At 73.4% G+C, this 20,220-nt stretch carries 17 protein-coding genes; 10 read left to right on the top strand and 7 right to left on the bottom strand.

The window, feature by feature from the left end; translation table 11 throughout:
* Positions 1–3: 3 nt before the first annotated feature.
* Positions 4–894, bottom strand: coding sequence for a glycerophosphodiester phosphodiesterase family protein (locus EF918_RS18510; RefSeq protein WP_125647344.1), 891 nt, complete (start codon positions 892–894; stop codon positions 4–6).
* Positions 895–1,073: 179 nt separating this feature from the next.
* On the opposite strand from EF918_RS18510, the gene EF918_RS18505 reads away from it, so the two are divergent.
* From EF918_RS18505 to EF918_RS18485, 5 genes are all read left to right on the top strand, one after another.
* Positions 1,074–1,886, top strand: coding sequence for an MHYT domain-containing protein (locus EF918_RS18505; RefSeq protein WP_125647341.1), 813 nt, complete (start codon positions 1,074–1,076; stop codon positions 1,884–1,886).
* 63 nt (positions 1,887–1,949) lie between these two features.
* Entirely contained in the window at positions 1,950–4,115 is a 2,166-nt protein-coding gene (gene uvrB, locus EF918_RS18500) for an excinuclease ABC subunit UvrB (RefSeq protein ID WP_125647338.1), read from the top strand.
* A gap of 77 nt (positions 4,116–4,192) precedes the next feature.
* Complete coding sequence (locus EF918_RS18495; protein WP_125647335.1) at positions 4,193–4,771, top strand: TerD family protein; 579 nt, start codon at positions 4,193–4,195, stop codon at positions 4,769–4,771.
* A 201-nt stretch (positions 4,772–4,972) separates the two neighbouring features.
* Entirely contained in the window at positions 4,973–6,877 is a 1,905-nt protein-coding gene (locus EF918_RS18490) for a TerD family protein (protein WP_125647354.1), read from the top strand.
* A gap of 247 nt (positions 6,878–7,124) precedes the next feature.
* Entirely contained in the window at positions 7,125–8,105 is a 981-nt protein-coding gene (locus tag EF918_RS18485; RefSeq protein ID WP_125647331.1) for a TerC/Alx family metal homeostasis membrane protein, read from the top strand.
* 63 nt (positions 8,106–8,168) lie between these two features.
* On the opposite strand, the gene EF918_RS18480 is transcribed toward EF918_RS18485, so the two are convergent.
* The 3 genes from EF918_RS18480 to EF918_RS18470 all read right to left on the bottom strand — a co-directional run bounded on the left by EF918_RS18480 (position 8,169) and on the right by EF918_RS18470 (position 11,154).
* Positions 8,169–9,518, bottom strand: coding sequence for an MFS transporter (locus EF918_RS18480; RefSeq protein WP_125647351.1), 1,350 nt, complete (start codon positions 9,516–9,518; stop codon positions 8,169–8,171).
* 280 nt (positions 9,519–9,798) lie between these two features.
* Positions 9,799–10,455, bottom strand: a complete 657-nt coding sequence (locus EF918_RS18475; RefSeq protein ID WP_125647328.1) for an MBL fold metallo-hydrolase — start codon at positions 10,453–10,455, stop codon at positions 9,799–9,801.
* A gap of 9 nt (positions 10,456–10,464) precedes the next feature.
* Positions 10,465–11,154, bottom strand: a complete 690-nt coding sequence (locus tag EF918_RS18470) for a maleylpyruvate isomerase family mycothiol-dependent enzyme (protein ID WP_125647325.1) — start codon at positions 11,152–11,154, stop codon at positions 10,465–10,467.
* Positions 11,155–11,345: 191 nt separating this feature from the next.
* Between EF918_RS18470 and uvrA the strand changes: the two genes are divergently transcribed.
* Positions 11,346–14,357, top strand: coding sequence for an excinuclease ABC subunit UvrA (gene uvrA, locus EF918_RS18465; RefSeq protein ID WP_125647322.1), 3,012 nt, complete (start codon positions 11,346–11,348; stop codon positions 14,355–14,357).
* Between the two features lie 27 nt (positions 14,358–14,384).
* Here the strand turns inward: uvrA and EF918_RS18460 are convergent, their stop codons facing one another.
* Positions 14,385–15,035, bottom strand: coding sequence for an NAD(P)-dependent oxidoreductase (locus tag EF918_RS18460; RefSeq protein WP_125647319.1), 651 nt, complete (start codon positions 15,033–15,035; stop codon positions 14,385–14,387).
* A 71-nt stretch (positions 15,036–15,106) separates the two neighbouring features.
* Between EF918_RS18460 and EF918_RS18455 the strand changes: the two genes are divergently transcribed.
* The gene (locus EF918_RS18455) at positions 15,107–15,718 is read left to right on the top strand and encodes a TetR/AcrR family transcriptional regulator (protein WP_125647316.1); all 612 of its coding nucleotides are present in this window, start codon (positions 15,107–15,109) and stop codon (positions 15,716–15,718) included.
* On the opposite strand, the gene EF918_RS18450 is transcribed toward EF918_RS18455, so the two are convergent.
* Positions 15,715–16,599 (bottom strand): carbohydrate kinase, encoded by an 885-nt coding sequence (locus EF918_RS18450; protein WP_125647313.1) that lies wholly within the window; start codon positions 16,597–16,599, stop codon positions 15,715–15,717. The two genes, EF918_RS18455 and EF918_RS18450, sit on opposite strands and share 4 nt — an antisense overlap.
* A 316-nt stretch (positions 16,600–16,915) precedes the next feature.
* On the opposite strand from EF918_RS18450, the gene EF918_RS18445 reads away from it, so the two are divergent.
* On the top strand, positions 16,916–17,344 hold the full coding sequence (locus EF918_RS18445) for a Rieske (2Fe-2S) protein (protein ID WP_125647311.1): 429 nt from the start codon (positions 16,916–16,918) through the stop codon (positions 17,342–17,344).
* An 8-nt stretch (positions 17,345–17,352) separates the two neighbouring features.
* On the opposite strand, the gene EF918_RS18440 is transcribed toward EF918_RS18445, so the two are convergent.
* The gene (locus EF918_RS18440) at positions 17,353–18,297 is read right to left on the bottom strand and encodes a hypothetical protein (RefSeq protein WP_125647308.1); all 945 of its coding nucleotides are present in this window, start codon (positions 18,295–18,297) and stop codon (positions 17,353–17,355) included.
* Positions 18,298–18,533: 236 nt separating this feature from the next.
* Between EF918_RS18440 and EF918_RS18435 the strand changes: the two genes are divergently transcribed.
* Together EF918_RS18435 and EF918_RS18430 are read left to right on the top strand one after the other, a co-directional pair.
* A complete protein-coding gene (locus EF918_RS18435) occupies positions 18,534–19,172 on the top strand; it encodes a papain-like cysteine protease family protein (RefSeq protein ID WP_125647305.1) in 639 nt (212 codons plus the stop codon).
* On the top strand, positions 19,169–20,170 hold the full coding sequence (locus EF918_RS18430; RefSeq protein ID WP_260610340.1) for a hypothetical protein: 1,002 nt from the start codon (positions 19,169–19,171) through the stop codon (positions 20,168–20,170). The genes EF918_RS18435 and EF918_RS18430 overlap by 4 nt, the downstream gene beginning before the upstream one ends.
* The last annotated feature ends 50 nt before the right edge of the window (positions 20,171–20,220 follow it).

Genomic DNA, 20,220 nt, shown 5'->3' with positions numbered 1-20,220 from the left:
CCCTCAGAAGCCCCCCGTCGCCTCCCGCACCACGTCCGGGGCGTTGCTGATGATCCCGTCCACCCCCATGTCCTGCACCTTCCGCGCCGTCGTCGGGTCGTCCACGATCCAGGTGTCGACCTCCAGCGCCTTGCCGTGCGGCCCGCGCACCTGGTGCACGGCGGTCACCCAGTCCGCCGAGATCGTGGTGTGCCAGGGGTTGATCCGGTCGCTGAACTCGGCGTAGCGCGCCAGGTCCGCCACCGCCGGGGTGCCGAGGAAGGCCGTGACCAGCTCCGGCCGCTGGGCGTGCACGCTGCGCACGCTGTCCGCGCTGAAGCTCTGCACCACCAGGCGGCGCGTCACGTGCCCCCGGTCCAGCCAGCCCGCCCGCTCCAGGACGTCCAGGGTCTCCTTCTCGATCCCCGGGTACAGCTCCGGCTTCTTGATCTCCAGGAGCAGCCGCTGCTGGTTGGCGTCCACCCGGTCCAGATAGGCGCGCAGGGTCGGCACCCGCTCACCCGTGAACCGCGCGTCGAACCAGCTGCCCGCGTCGAGCCGGGCGATCTCGGCGGCGGTGAAGTCCTTCACCCGCCACGGCTTGCGGTCCGGGAAGAGCTTCTTGACGTTCGTCGTCCGGGTCAGGGTGTCGTCGTGGACGACGACCAGCTCGCCGTCCTTGGTGCGCTGGACGTCGTTCTCCACCCACTCCACGCCCATGTCGGCGGCGAGGTCGACGGCGGCGAGGGTGTTCTCCGGGGCGTAGGCCGAGGCCCCCCGGTGGGCGTACACGACCGGCGCGCCCACCAGGCGGACCGGGTCCCCGACGGCGGAGACGGCGGTGCCCGGGCCGCCGAGGGTGAGGGTGAGGCCCAGGACGGCGGCCACGGCCGCGGCAACAGGTCGGACGTACATGCGTTCTCCTCGGGTCGAAACAGCGTCGGCGGACGGCCCGGCCGGACGGGCAGCGTGGCCAATCCGTCCCGAGGCGGTGCGCGAGGGGCCCCTGCGCCCCTACGCTCGGCGAGGTCGGGCCCGGTACGGCGCACGGGGGTCCGGGCGGCGGCCGGGGGGAGGCGGAAGGGCGGACAGGCGTGGGCGGGACGTGGCGAGCGGTCGAGGTGCTCGGGGAGCATGGCTGGAGCATTCCCCTGCTGGGGTTCCTGGCCGCCTGTCTCGGCGGGGCGCTGGGGCTGCGCTGCACCACCCGGTCCCTCCTCGTCGGGAGCTCGTGGTGGCCGGGCTGGACGGCGCTGGGCGCCGTCGCGATCGGCTCGGGGATCTGGACGATGCACTTCATCGCGATGATGGGGTTCTCGATCACCGGGTCGCCACTGAACTACGACAAACGGACCATGGCTGCTTGCCTGGCCGTCGGCACCGTGATGGCCGGGGCGGGGACGCTGATCGTCCGGCACGGCCGCGGCTCGGCGCTGTCCGTGCTCACCGCCGGCACCCTCGTGGGACTGGGCGTGGCCTCGGCGCACTACCTGGGCATGGCCGGGGTCCGGCTGAACGGCAGGTTCGAGTACGACGTGCGGCTCGTCGTCCTGTCGGTCGTGGTCGCCGTCTCGGCCGGCACGGCCGCGCTGTGGCTGGCGGTCCGCGGCGGCAGGACCGGGCCGCTGGCCGCGCTGGGGCCGGGCCTGCTGACGGGCACGGCGGTGACCTGCGCGCACTACATCGGGATGGCCGCGCTCCGGGTCCGCCTCGACCCCCCGGCCGACGGGACCACCGGCACCACCGGGGCCGTCACCGGGGCCACCGACGCCACCGGGACCATGACCCACACCGGCCCCGAGGCGCTGGCCGCACTGCTGGCCGGCCCGGTGCTCCTGCTGCTCGGCGCCGGGCTGCTGGTGCTGCTCGCCGAGGTCCGGCCCCGGCCCGGCAACGTGGAGGCCTGACGGCGGGTCCCGGCGGGGGCGCGCGCGTACGTGAGTGTCAGTGGCGGGTCGTACGGTGGAGTCATGCGGCCCGTATCGAAGATCGAACGCACGGTGGCGCCTTTCGAGGTCGTCAGCCCCTACAAGCCCAGCGGTGACCAGCCCACGGCCATCGACGAGCTGGAGAAGCGCATCCGTGCAGGTGAGAAGGATGTCGTCCTGCTCGGTGCGACGGGTACCGGCAAGTCGGCCACGACCGCCTGGATGATCGAGCGGCTCCAGCGGCCCACCCTGGTCATGGCGCCCAACAAGACGCTGGCCGCCCAGCTGGCCAACGAGTTCCGCGAGCTCCTGCCGAACAACGCCGTCGAGTACTTCGTCTCGTACTACGACTACTACCAGCCCGAGGCCTACGTCCCGCAGTCGGACACGTACATCGAGAAGGACTCCTCCATCAACGAGGAGGTGGAGCGGCTGCGCCACTCCGCGACCAACTCGCTGCTCACCCGCCGCGACGTCATCGTGGTCGCGTCCGTGTCCTGCATCTACGGTCTGGGCACCCCGCAGGAGTACGTCGACCGCATGGTCAGCCTCAAGGTCGGCGACGAGATCGACCGGGACCAGCTGCTGCGCCGCTTCGTCGACATCCAGTACACGCGCAACGACATGGCCTTCACCCGCGGCACCTTCCGGGTGCGCGGCGACACCATCGAGATCTTCCCGGTCTACGAGGAACTGGCCGTCCGCATCGAGATGTTCGGCGACGAGATCGAGGCGCTGTCCACCCTGCACCCGCTGACGGGCGAGGTGATCAGCGACGACCAGGTGCTCCACGTCTTCCCCGCCAGCCACTACATCGCCGGCCCCGAGCGCATGCACAACGCGGTCCGCGGCATCGAGACGGAGCTGGCCGAGCGCCTGGCGGAGCTGGAGAAGCAGGGCAAGCTGCTGGAGGCCCAGCGGCTGCGCATGCGCACCACCTACGACCTGGAGATGATGCAGCAGATCGGCTCCTGCTCCGGCATCGAGAACTACTCGCTGCACATGGACGGCCGCGAGCCCGGCTCCCCGCCGCACACCCTCCTCGACTACTTCCCCGACGACTTCCTGCTCGTCATCGACGAGTCGCACGTCACGGTGCCGCAGATCGGCGCGATGTACGAGGGCGACGCCTCGCGCAAGCGGACCCTGGTCGACCACGGCTTCCGGCTGCCCTCGGCCCTGGACAACCGGCCGCTGAAGTGGGAGGAGTTCCTGGAGCGCGTAGGCCAGACGGTCTACCTCTCCGCCACCCCCGGCGCCTACGAGCTCTCCCGCAGCGACGGTTTCGTCGAGCAGATCATCCGCCCCACCGGCCTCGTCGACCCCGAGGTCGTCGTCAAGCCGACCGAGGGCCAGATCGACGACCTGGTGCACGAGATCCGCAAGCGCGTCGAGAAGGACGAGCGGGTCCTGGTCACCACCCTCACCAAGAAGATGGCCGAGGACCTCACCGACTACTTCCTGGAGCTCGGCATCGCCGTGCGCTACCTGCACAGCGACGTCGACACCCTGCGCCGCGTCGAGCTGCTGCGCGAGCTGCGGGCCGGCGAGTACGACGTCCTCGTCGGCATCAACCTGCTGCGCGAGGGCCTCGACCTGCCCGAGGTCTCGCTGGTGGCGATCCTGGACGCCGACAAGGAGGGCTTCCTGCGCTCGGGCACCTCGCTGATCCAGACCATCGGCCGCGCCGCGCGCAACGTCTCCGGCCAGGTCCACATGTATGCCGACAAGATCACTCCGGCGATGGAGAAGGCCATCGAGGAGACCAACCGCCGCCGGGACAAGCAGATCGCCTACAACAAGGCGAACGGCATCGACCCGCAACCGCTGCGCAAGAAGATCAACGACATCGTGGCCACCATCGCCCGCGAGGAGGTCGACACCGAGCAGCTCCTGGGCTCCGGCTACCGGCAGTCCAAGGACGGCAAGGGCGCCAAGGCCCCGGTGCCCTCGCTGGCCGTGCACGCACCGGCGGGCGGCAAGGCGGCGGGTGCGGCCAAGGGCGCCAAGGGCAAGGCCAAGGCGGCGGCCGGCGCGGTCGTCACCGACCGACCCGCGGCCGAACTGGCCGGAATCATCGAGGAGATGACCGAACGGATGCGCGCCGCCGCGGCCGACCTCCAGTTCGAGGTCGCGGCCCGGATCCGGGACGAGGTGTCCGAACTGAAGAAGGAGCTGCGGCAGATGAAGGAAGCTGGCCTCGCCTGAGCCCTGGCCGGTAAGTAATGTTTGCGCGGGGCCGCGGGTACCGGGTACCCGTGGGCGACAAGGAGAGGGGACAGCGCGTGACGGTCAACTTGACCAAGGGCCAGGGCATCAGTCTGCAGAAGGCGGACGGAGGGAGCCTGACCGCGGTCCGGATGGGCCTGGGCTGGCAGGCGGCCAAGCGCCGGGGGCTGTTCGGCTCCCGGACCCGGGAGATCGACCTGGACGCGTCGGCGGTGCTGTTCGCGGACAAGCAGCCGGTGGACGTGGTGTTCTTCCGGCACCTGAGCAGCGACGACGGCTCGGTCCGACACACCGGTGACAACCTCGTCGGGGGTGTCGGCCAGGGCGGGGACGACGAGTCCATCCTCGTCGACCTCGCGCGGGTCCCGGTGCACATCGACCAGATCGTCTTCACGGTCAACTCCTTCACCGGGCAGACGTTCCAGGAGGTGCAGAACGCCTTCTGCCGGCTGGTCGACGAGACCAACGGCCAGGAGCTCGCCCGCTACACGCTCGACGGCGGCGGCGCGTACACCGCGCAGATCATGGCCAAGGTGCACCGCGTGGGCGGTGGCTGGCAGATGACGGCCCTGGGCAGCCCGGCCAACGGCCGTACCTTCCAGGACCTGATGCCGGCGATCCTGCCGCACCTGTAGGACCGGCACCCGCCTGCACCGCAGGACACCGAACCGCCCCGCGACGGCAGCCGTCGCGGGGCGGGACCGGAAACCGGCACCGGAAGCCGGCACCGGCACCGGCACCGGCACACGACGGTGCCGCACGACGGCATGACGGCACCACACGACGGCACAGAGCAGTACGACGGCACAGAGCAGTACGACGGGGGAGGGCACGCGATGGCGGCCGAGCTGGTCCGGGGACAGAACCACCCGCTGGCGCACCACCAGGTGGAGATCCGGGTGTCGGCGGGCGTCCCGGTGCTCGCCCTCGTCTCGCTCGCCGACGACCAGGGCGCGCTGGGCGGCCCCGGGAGCTGCGCGCACCCCGGTGCCCGCAGCCTGCCGGGGGTCCAGGCCCCTGCGGCCGCGGCCGACCGGCACCGGTTCCCCGTCGACCTCGACGCCGTCGACGCGGCCGTCCACCGCGTGGGCGTCCTGCTCGTGCTGCCGCCCGGCGGCCCGGGCCGGTTCGGCGCCGTCGCCGCGCCGCACGTCGCCGTGGTGGAGCCGGACGGTACCGCGCTGGCCGGGTACACCCTGACCGGCCTGGACGCCGAGAACGCCGTCGTGGCCCTGGAGCTCTACCGGCGCCAGGGCGCCTGGAAGGTACGGGCCGTGGGCCAGGGCTACGCCGACGGCCTGCCCGCCCTCCTGGCCGACCACGGCCTGGCCGCCCCGGCCGCGGCCGACCTGTCCGCCCGGGTCCTCGCGGCGGCGGGGGTCCCGGTGGCGACCGGCCCGGTGCCGGTCCCGGGCCTGCCCTCCCCGGGGACCCCGTCCCCGGTGCCCCCGGCGGACGCGATGCCCCCGGCGGACCTGATGCCCCCGGCGGACCCGCCGCCCGCCACCGGGACGCCGTCCGGCCCCGCCACCATCAGCTACGCCCATCCGCGCCGCGGCCGGACCGAGCCGCCCCCGCCGCCGCCCCAGGCCCCGCCGACGCCCCCGGGCGAGCCGGCCCGGCCGGTCGCCGGGGACGCCGCCGGCTGGTCCATGGAGGAGCGGCTGTACAACCAGGTCTGGGGCATGTTCGAGGACCTGGCGCGCACGGCCGCGGCCTACCGCAGCGCGGTCGACTTCGCCGACGGCCGGATGGACCGCGAGCTGGACGAGGCCCTGTCGGACCCCCGCCACCGCATCGGCGGCGCCGGCAACGCCGCCCGCGAGGCGGCCCAGGCGCGCCGCGACGAGCTGGTCGCGCAGGCCAGGGTGGTCCTCGACCGCGACCTGGCCCAGCTCACGGCCGAGGCCGAGGTGGTCGAGCCGGCCCTGCCCGCCGCCTACGCCCGCTGGGACAACCCGGTCTGGCACGCGTCCGCCGGCGCCCCCGAACAGCCCCCCATGGCCGTGCGCCTGGGCGACCTGCACCTGCCCGAGCGCCCGGACCTGCGGATCCCGATGCTGGTCCGGTTCCCGCTGGAGCGCGGCCTGTGGATCGACAACGGGCGTACCGGCTCCGAGGCCGCGATGGCCACGGACACCGACCGGCTGCGCCGGGCCGCCCTGGACACCGCCGTCGCCCATGTCGTCCGGATGCTGGCGGTGCACCCCGGCGGCCGGCTGTCCGTCCATGTGATCGACGCGGCCGGGGCCGGCGCCGCCTCGCTGGAGCCGCTGGTGCGCTCCGGGGTGCTGGCCGCGCCGCCCGCCGCCGGGGCCGCCGGGGTCACCGAGACCCTGGCCCGGCTGACCCGCCGGGTGGACCTGGCCCAGATGGCGGTCCGGGCCGGCGCCCCCGAGGACCTGCCGCCCGACCTGGACACGGCCGATCAGCTCCTCGTCGTCCACGACTTCCCGCACGGTTTCGACGACCGCGCGGTCACCCAGCTGCGCTACCTGGCCGACGAGGGCCCGGCCGTCGGCGTGCACCTGCTGATGGTGGCGGACCGCGACGAGGCCTCGGCGTACGGGCCGCTGCTGGACCCGCTGTGGCGGTCGCTGATGCGGCTGTCGCCCGTGCCGGACAACCACCTCGCCGACCCCTGGGTCGGCCACGCGTGGACGTACGAGCCCGCCCTGCCGCCGGCAGGCAGCCAGGTGCTGGACCTCGTCCTGGCCCGGGTCGCACAGGCCCGCGGATGACCACCGCCTGACCAGTTCTTGGGGATCCCTTTACCTTCCTTGCCTTCTGCGGGTAAGCTCGACGGCGCGGAGGGGAGTATTCCTGCTGTTTCTGCGCGGCGTACCCGTCAATACGGACCACTTCTGTGCAATGAGCACCGTCGGTCCCGGGGCGCCGGCCCGCGGCCGGTCCACGGCCCCCGGGTGGAAGAGACCTCCGGCAGCGATGACGCTGACCTTGTTGAGCCATCTGCCGGAGGCGTGAAAAGTGGACGTTTCGTTCACCGTATGGGCCCTGACCATCCTCGGTCTGAGCGTCCTGATCGGGGCCGACTTCTTCATCGGCCGCAAACCCCATGACGTGTCCCTGAAGGAAGCGGGCACCTGGACGGTCGTCTGGATCGTCCTCGCCGCCCTCTTCGGCCTCGGGCTGTTGTTCTTCGGCAACGGCCAGGCCTCCCAGGAGTTCTTCGCCGGCTTCGTCACCGAGAAGTCGCTGAGCGTCGACAACCTCTTCGTCTTCGTCCTGATCATGGCGAAGTTCGCGGTGCCCTCGCACCTCCAGCAGCGCGTGCTGCTCGTGGGCGTGCTCATCGCCCTGGTCCTGCGGGCCGTCTTCATCGCGGCGGGCGCCGCGATCATCTCCAGCTTCTCCTGGGTCTTCTACCTCTTCGGCGCGTTCCTGATCTACACCGCCTGGAAGCTGATCCAGGAGGCGCGGGCCGACGAGGAGGACGAGGCCTACGAGGAGAACCGCCTGCTGAAGTCGGTGGAGAAGCGGTTCGGCGTGGCCGACCGCTACCACGGCACCAAGCTCTTCGTCCGGGCGAACGGCAAGCGCGTCCTGACCCCGCTGATGGTGGTCATGCTCGCCATCGGCACCACCGACATCCTCTTCGCCCTGGACTCCATCCCGGCGATCTTCGGCCTGACCCAGGACCCGTACATCGTCTTCACCGCCAACGCCTTCGCCCTGATGGGCCTGCGCCAGCTGTACTTCCTGCTCGGCGGCCTCCTCAAGAAGCTGGTCCACCTCAGCTACGGCCTGTCGGTCATCCTCGGCTTCATCGGCATCAAGCTGGTGCTGCACGCCCTGCACGAGTCCGGGGTGCACGTCCCGGAGATCTCCACGCCGGTCTCGCTGGGCGTCATCTGCGGCGTGCTGGTGATCACCACGATCACCAGCCTGATCGCCTCGAAGAAGAAGGCCGCCGAGGACGAGGCCGCCCCGGAGCGCGTCGAGGCCTGAGCAGGCGGCGCCGGTCCGTCCCCACCGCGCCCGCAAGGGGCGGCGGGGACGGACCGACGTGCGTCAGACGGCGGCGGCCTCCGCAGACCCGGCCTCTGCCGGCCCCGCCTCCGCCGGCCCCGCCTCCGCCGGCCCGGCCTCCGGGGGTCGGGTCCGCGCCCGGAGCGCCCGCGGGCCGGTCTCCGGCAGCAGGGCGAAGCAGCCCAGGCTGAGCAGCCCGATGCCGGCCAGGTACGCCGCCACGCCCCACGGCGGCCCGGAACCGCCCGCCAGGGCGGTCGCCACGATCGGGGTCAGGGCCCCGCCCACCACCCCGCCGAGGTTGTAGCCGACGGCGGCGCCGGTGCAGCGGATCCGCGGCTCGTACAGCTCCGGCAGGTACGCCCCCACCACCGCGAACATCGTCACCATGGCCAGCAGCGCCCCCACGAACCCCACGGTCATCAGCACCGGGTCGGCCGTGCGCAACAGCGCCACCAGCGGGAACATCCACAGCACCGAGGCGGCGCAGCCGGCCAGGCACAACGGTCGGCGGCCGTACCGGTCACCGAGCACCGCCAGCAGCGGGGTGGCCGCGCCCATGACCGCGACGGCCACCATGATGCAGGCCAGCGCCACCGTCCGGGGTACGTGCAGGCGCTCGGTGGCGTAGGCCAGCGACCAGGTGGTCACGGCGTAGAACAGCGCGTAGCCGACGGCCAGGCAGCCGCCCGTCAGCAGGAGCAGCCGCCCGTGCCGGCGCGCCACCTCGGCCAGCGGCGCGTCGGCGCGCCGGCCGTCCTCGGTCAGGGCCCGGAACTGCGGGGTCTCCTCCACCGAGCGGCGCAGCCAGAGCCCGGCCAGGGCCAACGCCCCGGCGGCCCAGAACGGAACCCGCCAGCCCCAGGCGGCGAACTGCGCGTCGGTCAGGGTGGCGGAGAGCCCGAGCATCATGCCGTTGGCCAGCAGGAAGCCCACGGGCGGGCCCACCTGCGGGAAGCTCGCCCACAGCCCGCGCCGTTCCTCCGGGGCGTGCTCGGCGGTCAGCAGCACCGCCCCGCCCCACTCGCCGCCCAGCCCCAGCCCCTGCAGAAAGCGCAGCAGGACCAGCAGCAGCGGGGCGGCCACCCCGACGGAGGCGTACGTCGGCACGAAGCCGACCGCGACGGTGGCCAGGCCGGTCAGCAGCAGCGAGGCCAGCAGGACCGGGCGGCGCCCGTAACGGTCGCCGACGTGGCCGAAGACGGCCGACCCGAGAGGCCGGGCGACGAACCCGACGCCGAAGGTCGCGAACGCCGCCAGGGTGCCGGCGAGGGCGGAGAAGGTCGGGAAGAACAGCGGCCCGAGGACGAGCGCGGCCGCCGTGCCGTAGACGAAGAAGTCGTAGAACTCGATGGCGGTCCCGGCGAGCGAGGCCAGGGCGAGCCGGAGCATCGAGGGCGCCGCGACGGGCTCCGGGGCGGAGGGCGCGGCCGGGGCCAGGACGGGGGCCGGAGCGGATCCGGGACCGGACGGGTCGGAAACGGAGGAGTGATCACCGTGCATGAGGCAGCCATAACCCCTTCCCGCAGGCCCGGGAAGGGCGCACGGCCGCCCATGACCGGAAGGAGTGCACGGGGGCGCGGGGTTGACCGGCCCCCGCCCGGTCCCGCCAGGCGTGCACCGCCCCGACGGGAACCGCCGGGCCGGTGCACGATCGGCCGGAAGCCGGCTGCTACCAGCCGCGCTCGCGCCACTCGGCCAGGTGCGGCCGCTCGGCGCCCAGCGTGGTGTCGTTGCCGTGGCCGGGGTAGACCCAGGTCTCGTCGGGCAGCTGCCCGAAGATCTTCTCCTCCACGTCCTTGATCAGGCTCGCGAAGGCGGCCTCGTCGCCCCAGGTGTTGCCGACCCCGCCGGGGAACAGGCAGTCGCCGGTGAACACGTGCGGGTGACCGTGCGGATCGTCGTAGACCAGGGCGATCGAGCCGGGGGTGTGACCGACCAGGTGACGGGCGGTCAGGGTGACCCGACCGACCGTGACCGTGTCCCCGTCCGTCAGCGCCACGTCCGTGGGCACCGGGATCCCCTCGGCGTCGAGCGCGCCGGCGTACGTCCGCGCGCCGGTGGCGTCGACCACCTCCTGGAGGGCGCCCCAGTGGTCGCCGTGCCGGTGGGTGGTGACGACCGAGGCGATGCCGCTGTCGCCGATCAGGCTCAGCAGGGTCGCCGGCTCCGCCGCCGCGTCGATCAGCAGCTGCTCGTCGGTGGCCCGGCAGCGCAACAGGTACGCGTTGTTGTCCATGGGACCGACCGCGACCTTGGAGATCATCAGGTCCGTGAGTTCGTGCACATCGGCGGGACCGCCGACCTTGACCGCTCCGCTGTACGTCATGACCCGATCCTAGAGCGGCGGAAGGGCCGGCAGGGGCCCGCCGGACGTGCTCAGGGAGGCACCCTTGTCGGCGCGGCCGGCGAGCCAGGCCAGCAGCCCGGCCGCGGTCCCGCGCACGGTCACGGCGACGTCCCCGGCCGAGCCGGTGCGCCAGCGGCGGCCGTCCTCGGCGACCAGCTCGGTCGGCGGCACCTCGGGGCGGCCGGACCAGCGGTCGGCGAGGAAGTCGATCTCCCGGCCGGTGAACGCCTCGGGGAGGTCCTCCAGCTCGTAGCCGATGCCGAGGTCGACATGGTGCAGCTCGACCTCGACGAGGCGGCGGAACGGCACGTTCGAGGCAAGGTCGGTGACCCCGTTGCGCAGTTCCACGGTGCGCGACCAGTCCTGCGGGGCGCGGGTGGTGGCGAGGAAGGCCTCGGCGGAATTCCGGAGGTCCGCGAGCTGTTCTTCCAGAGGCCGGCCGGCGTCCCGTGCGATGTCCGCGTCCCGCGCCTCGGCGCTGACGTACATCGGACGGCCCTCGAAGACGTTGACGAGGGCGTCGGCGTTGCGGGAGAGGTGGGCGAGCACGTGCCCGCGGCTCCAGCCGGGAAGTCGTGACTCCTGGGCCAGCGCGCCGTTGTCCAGTTTCGCGACCGCGGTCAGCAGTCGGTCGGTGGCCTCACGTACAGAGTGCAGGTCGTGCACATGATCAGTCATGGGGCCGACCCTACGCCCGGCCACACGATCGGGTGAAGCGACCGGCCGAGTGCCGGAAATCGAATGCGCGTGCTATACGCTCGAAGTCCAAGCCCAGACTTCATCCGCTGCCGAGGTCGACCCCCGGCCCCCTACCCTGAAACGGCCGAGGGCTCCGTGCCCCCGCTATCCCAAGAAAGGTGCGGACCGGCGTGACCGACCGTCTCATCGTTCGTGGCGCTCGCGAGCACAACCTGAAGAACGTCTCGCTCGACCTGCCCCGCGACTCCCTCATCGTCTTCACCGGGCTCTCCGGTTCGGGCAAGTCCTCCCTGGCCTTCGACACGATCTTCGCCGAGGGCCAGCGCCGCTACGTCGAGTCGCTGTCCTCGTACGCGCGCCAGTTCCTCGGGCAGATGGACAAGCCCGACGTCGACTTCATCGAGGGCCTGTCCCCGGCCGTCTCCATCGACCAGAAGTCCACCTCCCGCAACCCGCGCTCCACGGTCGGCACGATCACCGAGGTCTACGACTACCTGCGCCTGCTCTTCGCGCGCATCGGCAAGCCGCACTGCCCCGAGTGCCGCCGCCCGATCTCGCGGCAGTCGCCGCAGGCGATCGTGGACAAGGTCCTCGCGCTGCCCGAGGGCAGCCGCTTCCAGGTGCTCTCGCCGCTGGTGCGCGAGCGCAAGGGCGAGTTCGTGGACCTGTTCGCCGACCTCCAGACCAAGGGCTACAGCCGTGCGCGGGTGGACGGGGAGACCGTCCAGCTCTCCGAGCCGCCGACGCTCAAGAAGCAGGAGAAGCACACCATCGAGGTGGTCGTCGACCGCCTGACGGTCAAGGAGAGCGCCAAGCGGCGGCTCACCGACTCCGTCGAGACCGCCCTCGGCCTGTCCGGCGGCATGGTGATCCTGGACTTCGTCGACCTCGACGAGGACGACCCCGAGCGTGAGCGGATGTACTCCGAGCACCTCTACTGCCCCTACGACGACCTGTCGTTCGAGGAGCTGGAGCCGCGCTCCTTCTCCTTCAACTCGCCCTTCGGCGCCTGCCCCGACTGCACCGGCATCGGGACGCGCATGGAGGTCGATCCGGAGCTGATCATCCCGGACGAGGACAAGTCGCTCGACGAGGGCGCGATCTCCCCGTGGTCCCTGGGCCACACCAAGGACTACTTCCAGCGGCTGATCGGCGCGCTCGCCGACGAGCTGGGATTCCGTACGGACATCCCCTGGGCCGGGCTGCCGCAGCGGGCCAAGAAGGCCCTGCTGCACGGCCACAAGACGCAGATCCAGGTGCGCTACCGCAACCGCTACGGGCGCGAGCGCGCGTACACCACGGCCTTCGAGGGCGCCGTGCCGTTCGTCAAGCGGCGGCACTCCGAGGCCGAGAGCGACGCCAGCCGCGAGCGCTTCGAGGGCTACATGCGCGAGGTGCCCTGCCCGACCTGCGAGGGCACCCGGCTCAAGCCGATCGTGCTCGCCGTGACGGTGATGGAGAAGTCCATCGCCGAGGTCTCGGCCATGTCGATCAGCGAGTGCGCCGAGTTCCTCGGCCGGCTGCGGCTCGACGCGCGCGACAAGAAGATCGCGGAGCGGGTGCTCAAGGAGGTCAACGAGCGGCTGCGCTTCCTGGTGGACGTCGGCCTCGACTACCTCTCGCTGAACCGCGCGGCCGGCACCCTGTCCGGCGGCGAGGCCCAGCGGATCCGGCTGGCCACCCAGATCGGCTCCGGCCTGGTGGGCGTGCTCTACGTGCTGGACGAGCCGTCGATCGGCCTGCACCAGCGCGACAACCACCGGCTGATCGAGACGCTGGTGCGGCTGAGGGACATGGGCAACACGCTGATCGTCGTCGAGCACGACGAGGACACCATCAAGGTCGCCGACTGGGTGGTGGACATCGGCCCCGGCGCCGGTGAGCACGGCGGCAAGATCGTGCACAGCGGCTCCCTGAAGGAGCTCCTGCGCAACGACGAGTCGATGACCGGGCAGTACCTGTCCGGGCGGAAGGCGATCGCGATCCCGGAGGTCCGGCGGCCGGTCGACGGCGGGCGCAAGCTCGTCGTGCGCGGCGCCAAGGAGAACAACCTCCAGGACATCGACGTGGCGTTCCCGCTGGGCGTGTTCACGGCGGTCACGGGCGTGTCCGGCTCCGGCAAGTCCACCCTGGTCAACGACATCCTGTACACGCACCTGGCGCGCGAGCTGAACGGCGCCCGCTCGGTGCCCGGCCGCCACACCCGGGTGGACGGCGACGACCTCGTCGACAAGGTGGTCCACGTCGACCAGTCGCCGATCGGCCGCACCCCGCGGTCCAACCCGGCGACGTACACGGGCGTCTTCGACCACGTCCGCAAGCTCTTCGCCGAGACCATGGAGGCGAAGGTGCGCGGCTACCTGCCGGGCCGCTTCTCCTTCAACGTCAAGGGCGGCCGCTGCGAGAACTGCTCCGGCGACGGCACCATCAAGATCGAGATGAACTTCCTGCCGGACGTCTACGTCCCGTGCGAGGTCTGCCACGGCGACCGGTACAACCGGGAGACGCTGGAGGTGCACTACAAGGGCAAGTCCATCGCCGAGGTGCTGAACATGCCCATCGAGGAGGCGCTGGAGTTCTTCGAGGCGGTTCCGACGATCGCGCGGCACCTGCGCACGCTCAACGAGGTGGGCCTCGGCTACGTCCGGCTCGGCCAGTCCGCCCCGACCCTGTCGGGCGGTGAGGCGCAGCGCGTGAAGCTGGCCTCGGAGCTGCAGAAGCGCTCCACCGGCCGCACGGTCTACGTGCTGGACGAGCCGACGACGGGCCTGCACTTCGAGGACATCAGCAAGCTCATCAAGGTCCTCTCCGGGCTGGTGGACAAGGGCAACTCGGTGATCGTCATCGAGCACAACCTCGACGTCATCAAGACCGCCGACTGGGTCATCGACATGGGCCCGGAGGGCGGGTACGGCGGCGGTCTGGTCGTGGCCGAGGGCACGCCGGAGGAGGTCGCCTCGATCGGGGCGAGCCACACCGGCAAGTTCCTGCGGGACATCCTCGGCGCCGAGCGGATCTCCGACGCCGCCTCGGTCCCCGCCCAGGCGCGCAAGCGCACCACCGCCAAGAAGACCGCGGCGGCACCGGCCAAGAAGACCGCGGCCGCACCGGCCAAGAAGGCGGCAGCCACCAAGAAGACCGCCGCCCCGGCGAAGAAGACGACCCGGGCCCGGAAGGCCTGACCGGCCGGCCGCCGGGCCGAGGTGGGGCTACGACGCCACCACCACGGCCCGGCGGCTGGTCGTGGGGTCGGTCAGGAAGGCCAGGAGGGCGTCCGCGACGTCCGCGCGGGAGATGGTCCGGGCGCGGGGGAGCGGCTCGTCCACCGCGCGCCGGTACACCCCGGTGTGCCGGCCGTGGGTGAGCTTGGGCGGACGGACCACCGTCCAGTCCACCCGGCTCGCGGTCAGCACCGCCTCCATGTCCGCCAGGTCCGCGTACAGGTCCCGCAGGGCCCGGCGCAGCAGCGGCAGGAACACCGCCCGGGTCAGGACGCCGTCGGCCGGGGCGTCCGGGCCGACCGGCGCCGCGCTCACCGCCGTCAGGCGGTGCACCCCCGCCCGGTCCATGGCCCGGACGACGGCCCGCAGCGCCGGCCCGGTGACCGGCGCGCGCCGGGCCTGCTGGTTGTTCGCCGCCCCCAGGGCCGACACCACCGCGTCCCGGCCCTCCAGCAGCGGCACGAGCGCGTCCTCGTCCCGGAGGTCGGCCACCGTCGCCACGTGCAGCCGGGGCCGGTCGGGCAGTCCCAGCCGGGCCGGGTCCCGGACCACCGCGGTCACCTCGTGACCTGCCTCCAAGGCCTGCCGGACCACCTCGCGGCCCACCCCACCGGTCGCACCGAACACCGTGAGCTCCATCGTCCGCCTCCTCCTCCGCCAGAGGGTGGGTGAGTATTCACTCACCGCTTCTCACCGCTTAGGGTGAGTGAATGCTCACCCCGTCGTCAAGTCCGCAGCGCCCGACCCCCCAGCGCATCCTCGACGCCGCCGAGAAACTCATGCGCACCGTGGGGCTCGTCCACGCCACCACCAAGGCCATCGCCCGCGAGGCCGGCTGCTCGGAGGCCGCGCTCTACAAGCACTACGCGAACAAGGAGGAGCTGTTCGTCCGGGTCCTGCTGGAGCGCACCCCCAACGCCGGACCGCTCCAGGCCGCCCTCGCCGCCGGACCGGGGGAGCGCTCGGTCCAGGACCGCCTGACCGACATCGCCCGGCACGCCGCGCTCTTCTACGCCGATGCCATGCCCATGGCCGCCTCGCTGTTCGCCGAACCCACCCTGCTCAGCCGCCACCGCGAGGGCGTCCAACGCATCGGCACCGGCCCGCACGTGCTGCTGGAGGCCCTGGTCGACCACCTCGAACGGGACCGCGCGGCGGGCCTGCTCCGGCCGGACGCCGACCCCCGGGCCGCGGCCTGCCTGCTGCTGGGCGCCTGCTTCCAGCGGGCGTTCTTCCTGCACTTCTCCGGAGCCGACGTCGTCCAGCCGGTCGACACCTTCGCCCCCGCCGTGGCCGCCACCACCTGGGCGGCCCTGCGCTAGCCGGCGCCGGCGGCGAGCTCCGTCGCGTACGGGGGCTCCGCGCCCGGCCGGGTGCAGGTGAGGGCCGCCGCGCGGGCGGCGTAGTCGAGGGCGGCGGGCCAGTCGACCGGGCCGGACGCCGCCGTGAGGCGGTGCAGCAGGGCCGCGTTCACGGTGTCCCCGGCCCCGATCGTGTCGGCCACCTCGACCGCCCGCGCCGGTACGGAGTGCTCCCCGCCGTCCCGGGTGCGTACGGTCAGCCCGGCCGCGCCCCGGGTCAGCACCACCGCCGAGGGCCCGGCCGCCAGCCAGTCGTCCACCCGCCCGCCGAGCCAGGCCGCGTCCTCCTCGGACAGCTTCAGCACGGACACGTACGGCAGCCAGGTCAGGAACCGCGCCCGGTACGCCTCGGCCTGCGGGATCAGCGCGGGGCGGATGTTGGGGTCGAGCAGCGTGAGCAGCCCGCGCCGCGACTCCCGGCGCAACAGGGCCTCGTAGGCGCTCGCCCCGGGCTCCAGCGCCAGCGAACAGGTGCCGAGCGCGAGCGCGCGGGCCGCGGCGGGCAGGGCCGGGGGCAGGGCGAAGAGCCGGTCCGCCGTGCCCTCGACGTAGAAGCGGTACGCCGCCGAGCCGTCCGGGGACAGCGAGGGCACGGCCAGCGTCGTCGGCTCCGGACCGCGCTGGACCAGCGAGAGGTCCACCCCGGCCACCCGCAGCCCGGCCAGCAGCGCCTCACCGAAGCCGTCCGTGGAGACCCGGGAGCAGAACGCCACGTGCGCGCCGAGCCGGCCGAGGGCCAGCGCCGTGTTGTACGGGCCCCCGCCGGGCCGCGGCAGCAGGGCGCCCGGCGGCCGGGTCGTGGGCACCAGGTCGATCAGGGCTTCTCCACCGACGACGATCACACGCGGAACGTATCCCACCGAGCGGAGTCCCCGATACCGCTCCCGGCCCCCCGTGCCGACGGGCCGCCGGGACCGCCTGTCAGGACCGCCCGCCGGGACCAGCCCGCGGGACCGCCCGCCGGGACCAGCCCGCGGGACCGCCCGCCGAGGCCGTCCGCCGGGACCGCCCGCCGAGGCCGTCCGCCGGGACCGCCCGCCGAGGCCGTCCGCCGGGACCGCCCGTCCGGAGAGCCCGGCCCCGCCGGTATCGTCGGAGGCCGTCCGGCACCGGTCCGTCCGGTGGCCGCCGTCCGTGCCCCCCGCCCTGGAGAAGACCATGCCTGCGCAGCCCGCCGACCGCCGTACCGTGCTCAAGGGCGCCGCCGCCCTCGCGGGGGCCGCCGCCGCGGCCGGTGCGCTCAGCGCCTGCTCCACCGAGGGCAACAGCGGCGGCCGCACCCCGGCCACCCCCACCGCCCCGGTGGAGCTGGGCGCCGCGGCCGAGGTGCCGGTGGGCGGCGCGAAGCTGTACCGGGAGCGGAAGCTGCTGGTCAGCTGCCCGGCCGCAGGCCAGTACAAGGCGTTCAGCGCCCAGTGCACCCACGCCGGCTGCGTCCTGGACAAGATCGAGGACGGCGAGGGCAACTGCCCCTGCCACGGCAGCCGGTTCGACGTCACCACCGGCAAGCCGCTGCGCGGCCCGGCCACCGACCCGCTGCCCGCCGTCCCGGTCCGCGTCGAGGGCGGCAACCTCGTCGCCGGCTGACGCCCGGCTCACTCCCAGTCCCAGGCGATCCCCAGGATCCCCCGCCGCACCCCCGTCTCCACCAGGTGCACCGAGCGGTGCCGTCCGTTCGGGGTCAGCTCGGCCAGCCCGCCGCGCGGCGCGTCCGGCCCCACCCGGCTGAACCGGCGGCAGCGCACCGGCAGGGCGGCCTCGTCGAAGCGGACCTGGAGCACGTACTGCCCGCCGGCGTAGCTGAAGCCGCGGACGTACTCGCTGCTGCGCCCGGCGGTGCCGTCCGTGAAGCCGTAGCCGAAGACGTACGTGTCCCCGCGCCGCAGCCGGGCGTCGAACAGCAGCTCCGCGACCACCACCCCGGCCTCGTGGTTGCGGCGTATCCGGCCCGGCCGGCAGTTCTCGTACGCGTGCACCTCGACCCGGCCGGGGTCGCAGCCGGGGTCGCCGTGGTGGACGGCGAGATACCGGTCGACCCCGTCCCGGTGGGCCCGCACGACGTGCTGGGAGGCCCGGTCACGCAGTTCACCGGCGCCTCCGATGCGCACCCGCTCGTGGTGGCCGACCGTGTGCAGACCGCCGTCGGCCGGCAGTTCCAGACCGGTCAGCAGCTCCTCGACGGCCGCGCCCACGCTCAGCAGCGCGCGGTACGAGCGCGCACCGGTCCGGGCGGGGTCGGCCTCGGCCGTGGCGGCGGCGGGCGCGGCCAGCAGCCGGACCAGGGAGCCGTAGGGCAGCTCCAGGATCTGCTCCAGCGCCCGGACCGCCCGGACGGACTCGGTCCGGCGCGGCCGGCGCGCGCCCTGCTGCCAGTAACTGAGGCTGGTCACCCCGACCCTGATGCCACGGGCGGCGAGCCGGTGCTGCACCCGGTGCAGCGGCAGGCCGCGCGCGGCGAGGGCGATGCGCAGGGCGACGTGGAAGGGTCCGGTGCGCAGGGCCTCGGCCAGTTCCGCGGCGCTGTCGGTGGTCGGTCGCACGACGGCCCCCCATGTGAACGTTCACGCCCGACGGGACGGTGACCGCGTCGGTGGCGCGTGTGGTCCAGGTGACGGGACGGCCGACGTTCACACCGCAGGCTTTCCGTTCACACTGCAATGTCACCGCGTATTGAAGCGTGTTGACCAGATCGCGACAACACCCCGATGCTCCTGCACACAGCGTCCGGACGCGCTCCTCCACCCCCACATCCCATTCCCCACATGGGAGGAACGCGATGCACCACCGCAACAGCAGGCGCCTCACGCTGGCCGCCTCCGTCTCCGCCCTGCTCCTGGCCCTGCCCACCGCGACCGCCACGGCGGCCGGCTCCGCCGCCGGTTCCGTGGCCGGTTCCGCGGTCGGTTCCGTGGCCGACGGGCAGGGCGCCGTCCTCGCCGCCAAGCGGCTGAACATCACCATGCAGGCGCAGCAGAAGACCAACTGGTGCTGGGCCGCGGGCGGCAACACCATCGCCACCTGGTTCGGCCGCGGCTACAGCCAGAACCAGTTCTGCAACGCCGCCTTCAACCGCCAGCAGGGCACCGAGTGCCCCAACAACCAGGCCACCCTGGGCAACGTCCAGAACGGCCTGAGCTGGGCCGGCATCAGGCCCGGCTCGTACGTGACCGGTTGGCTGCGCTACTCCACCGTGCAGACCGAGATCGACGCGGGCCGGCCGGTCGAGACCCGGATCCAGTGGTCGGGCGGCGGCGGCCACATGCACGTCCTGTACGGCTACGACACCGCCAACAGCTGGGTCTACTGGGGCGACCCCTGGCCCTCGTCCACCCGCTACAACTGGGCCTCGCACGACTGGTACGTCGACAACTCGTCCTTCTCCTGGACCCACTCCCTCTACCGGATCGGGGCGTGACCGCCATGACCGTGCGCCGCCACGCCGTCCGCACTGCCGCACCTGTCGCGTCCGCCGCACCCGTCGCGTCCCTCTCCTCCCTCTCCTCCCTCGTGTCCTTCGCCGCCGTGCTGGCGGCCGCGGGCGTGCTCGGCGGCGCCGCCGTCCCGGCCTCGGCCGCGCCCGTGCCGCAGCCGGCGGCGGCCACCGCCGAGGTCACGGCCGCCGCCGAGCGGGCGGCGGCCGCCCCGGAGACCCTGGCCACCGTCGCCCGCTTCTTCGCCCGGGACGGCGGCGCCGCGGCGGCGCGCGCCGCGGCGCCCCGGATCGAGGGCGGGGCGATACCCGTGCACCAGCTCTCGCCGGACTTCGTCGCGGGCCGGGCCGGGGCACCGGTGGCCCGGCTGGAGTTCCTGGCCAGCAGGGCCGTGGCCGCGGACGGCCGGCAGGCCGCGCTGTGGACCGCGGTGACCGCCACCGGCTGGAAGGTGGTGAACATCGCCGAGGGCGACGACGAGTTCCGCTACGCAGCCCTCGGCGCGGCGAAGCTGCCCGGCGGGACCGTCTTCCGCGAACCGCAGATCGACGCGTGGTACGTCGCCCGGGACGACCGGGTCCTCCCGCTCGACGAGGACGCCGTACGCGTCGTCGGCGCGGGCGGGACCGGGTTGGAGGCGTACCGCCAGCGGGTGGCGCGGGCCTACGGGGACAAGCTGCCGGGGTCCGGCTATGCGCGGGACGGGCGGGCCGGGGGCTATGCCGAGGCGGGTGCGGCGGGGCCGGCCGGGCCGGCTGCCGCCGGACCGGCCGGGCCTGATCCGGCTGCGGCGGACCTCGCCGGGGGCGCCCCGGCTGCGGCGGGCCCGGCCGGGCCCGTGCCGGCCGCGGCGGGTGCCCCGGCTTCGCCGGGCGCGGCCGGGCTTGCTCCGGCTGCTGCCGCCGTGGCTGGGGGAGGCCTGGCCCTCGCCCTGGGCGGCGGGGCCTTCGCCGTCCGCCGGGTCCGGCGCGCCCGGGGCTGAGACCGACCGCTGCGCGGGGCCTCTTCCCCCCCAACCGGGGGCCCTGCCCC

The organism is Streptomyces sp. WAC06614 (assembly GCF_003949795.1).
GTDB lineage: Bacteria > Actinomycetota > Actinomycetes > Streptomycetales > Streptomycetaceae > Streptomyces.
This window is presented reverse-complemented; position numbering and strand designations above follow the sequence as displayed.

Bases quoted from the DNA above. Each gene is read 5' to 3' on its own strand.
- EF918_RS18510 (WP_125647344.1), bottom strand. From the start codon at position 894: ATGTACGTCCGACCTGTTGCCGCGGCCGTGGCCGCCGTCCTGGGCCTC.
- uvrB (WP_125647338.1), top strand. From the start codon at position 1,950: ATGCGGCCCGTATCGAAGATCGAACGCACGGTGGCGCCTTTCGAGGTC.
- EF918_RS18490 (WP_125647354.1), top strand. From the start codon at position 4,973: ATGGCGGCCGAGCTGGTCCGGGGACAGAACCACCCGCTGGCGCACCAC.
- EF918_RS18480 (WP_125647351.1), bottom strand. From the start codon at position 9,518: ATGCTCCGGCTCGCCCTGGCCTCGCTCGCCGGGACCGCCATCGAGTTC.
- EF918_RS18475 (WP_125647328.1), bottom strand. From the start codon at position 10,455: ATGACGTACAGCGGAGCGGTCAAGGTCGGCGGTCCCGCCGATGTGCAC.
- EF918_RS18470 (WP_125647325.1), bottom strand. From the start codon at position 11,154: ATGACTGATCATGTGCACGACCTGCACTCTGTACGTGAGGCCACCGAC.
- EF918_RS18460 (WP_125647319.1), bottom strand. From the start codon at position 15,035: ATGGAGCTCACGGTGTTCGGTGCGACCGGTGGGGTGGGCCGCGAGGTG.
- EF918_RS18455 (WP_125647316.1), top strand. From the start codon at position 15,107: ATGCTCACCCCGTCGTCAAGTCCGCAGCGCCCGACCCCCCAGCGCATC.
- EF918_RS18445 (WP_125647311.1), top strand. From the start codon at position 16,916: ATGCCTGCGCAGCCCGCCGACCGCCGTACCGTGCTCAAGGGCGCCGCC.
- EF918_RS18435 (WP_125647305.1), top strand. From the start codon at position 18,534: ATGCACCACCGCAACAGCAGGCGCCTCACGCTGGCCGCCTCCGTCTCC.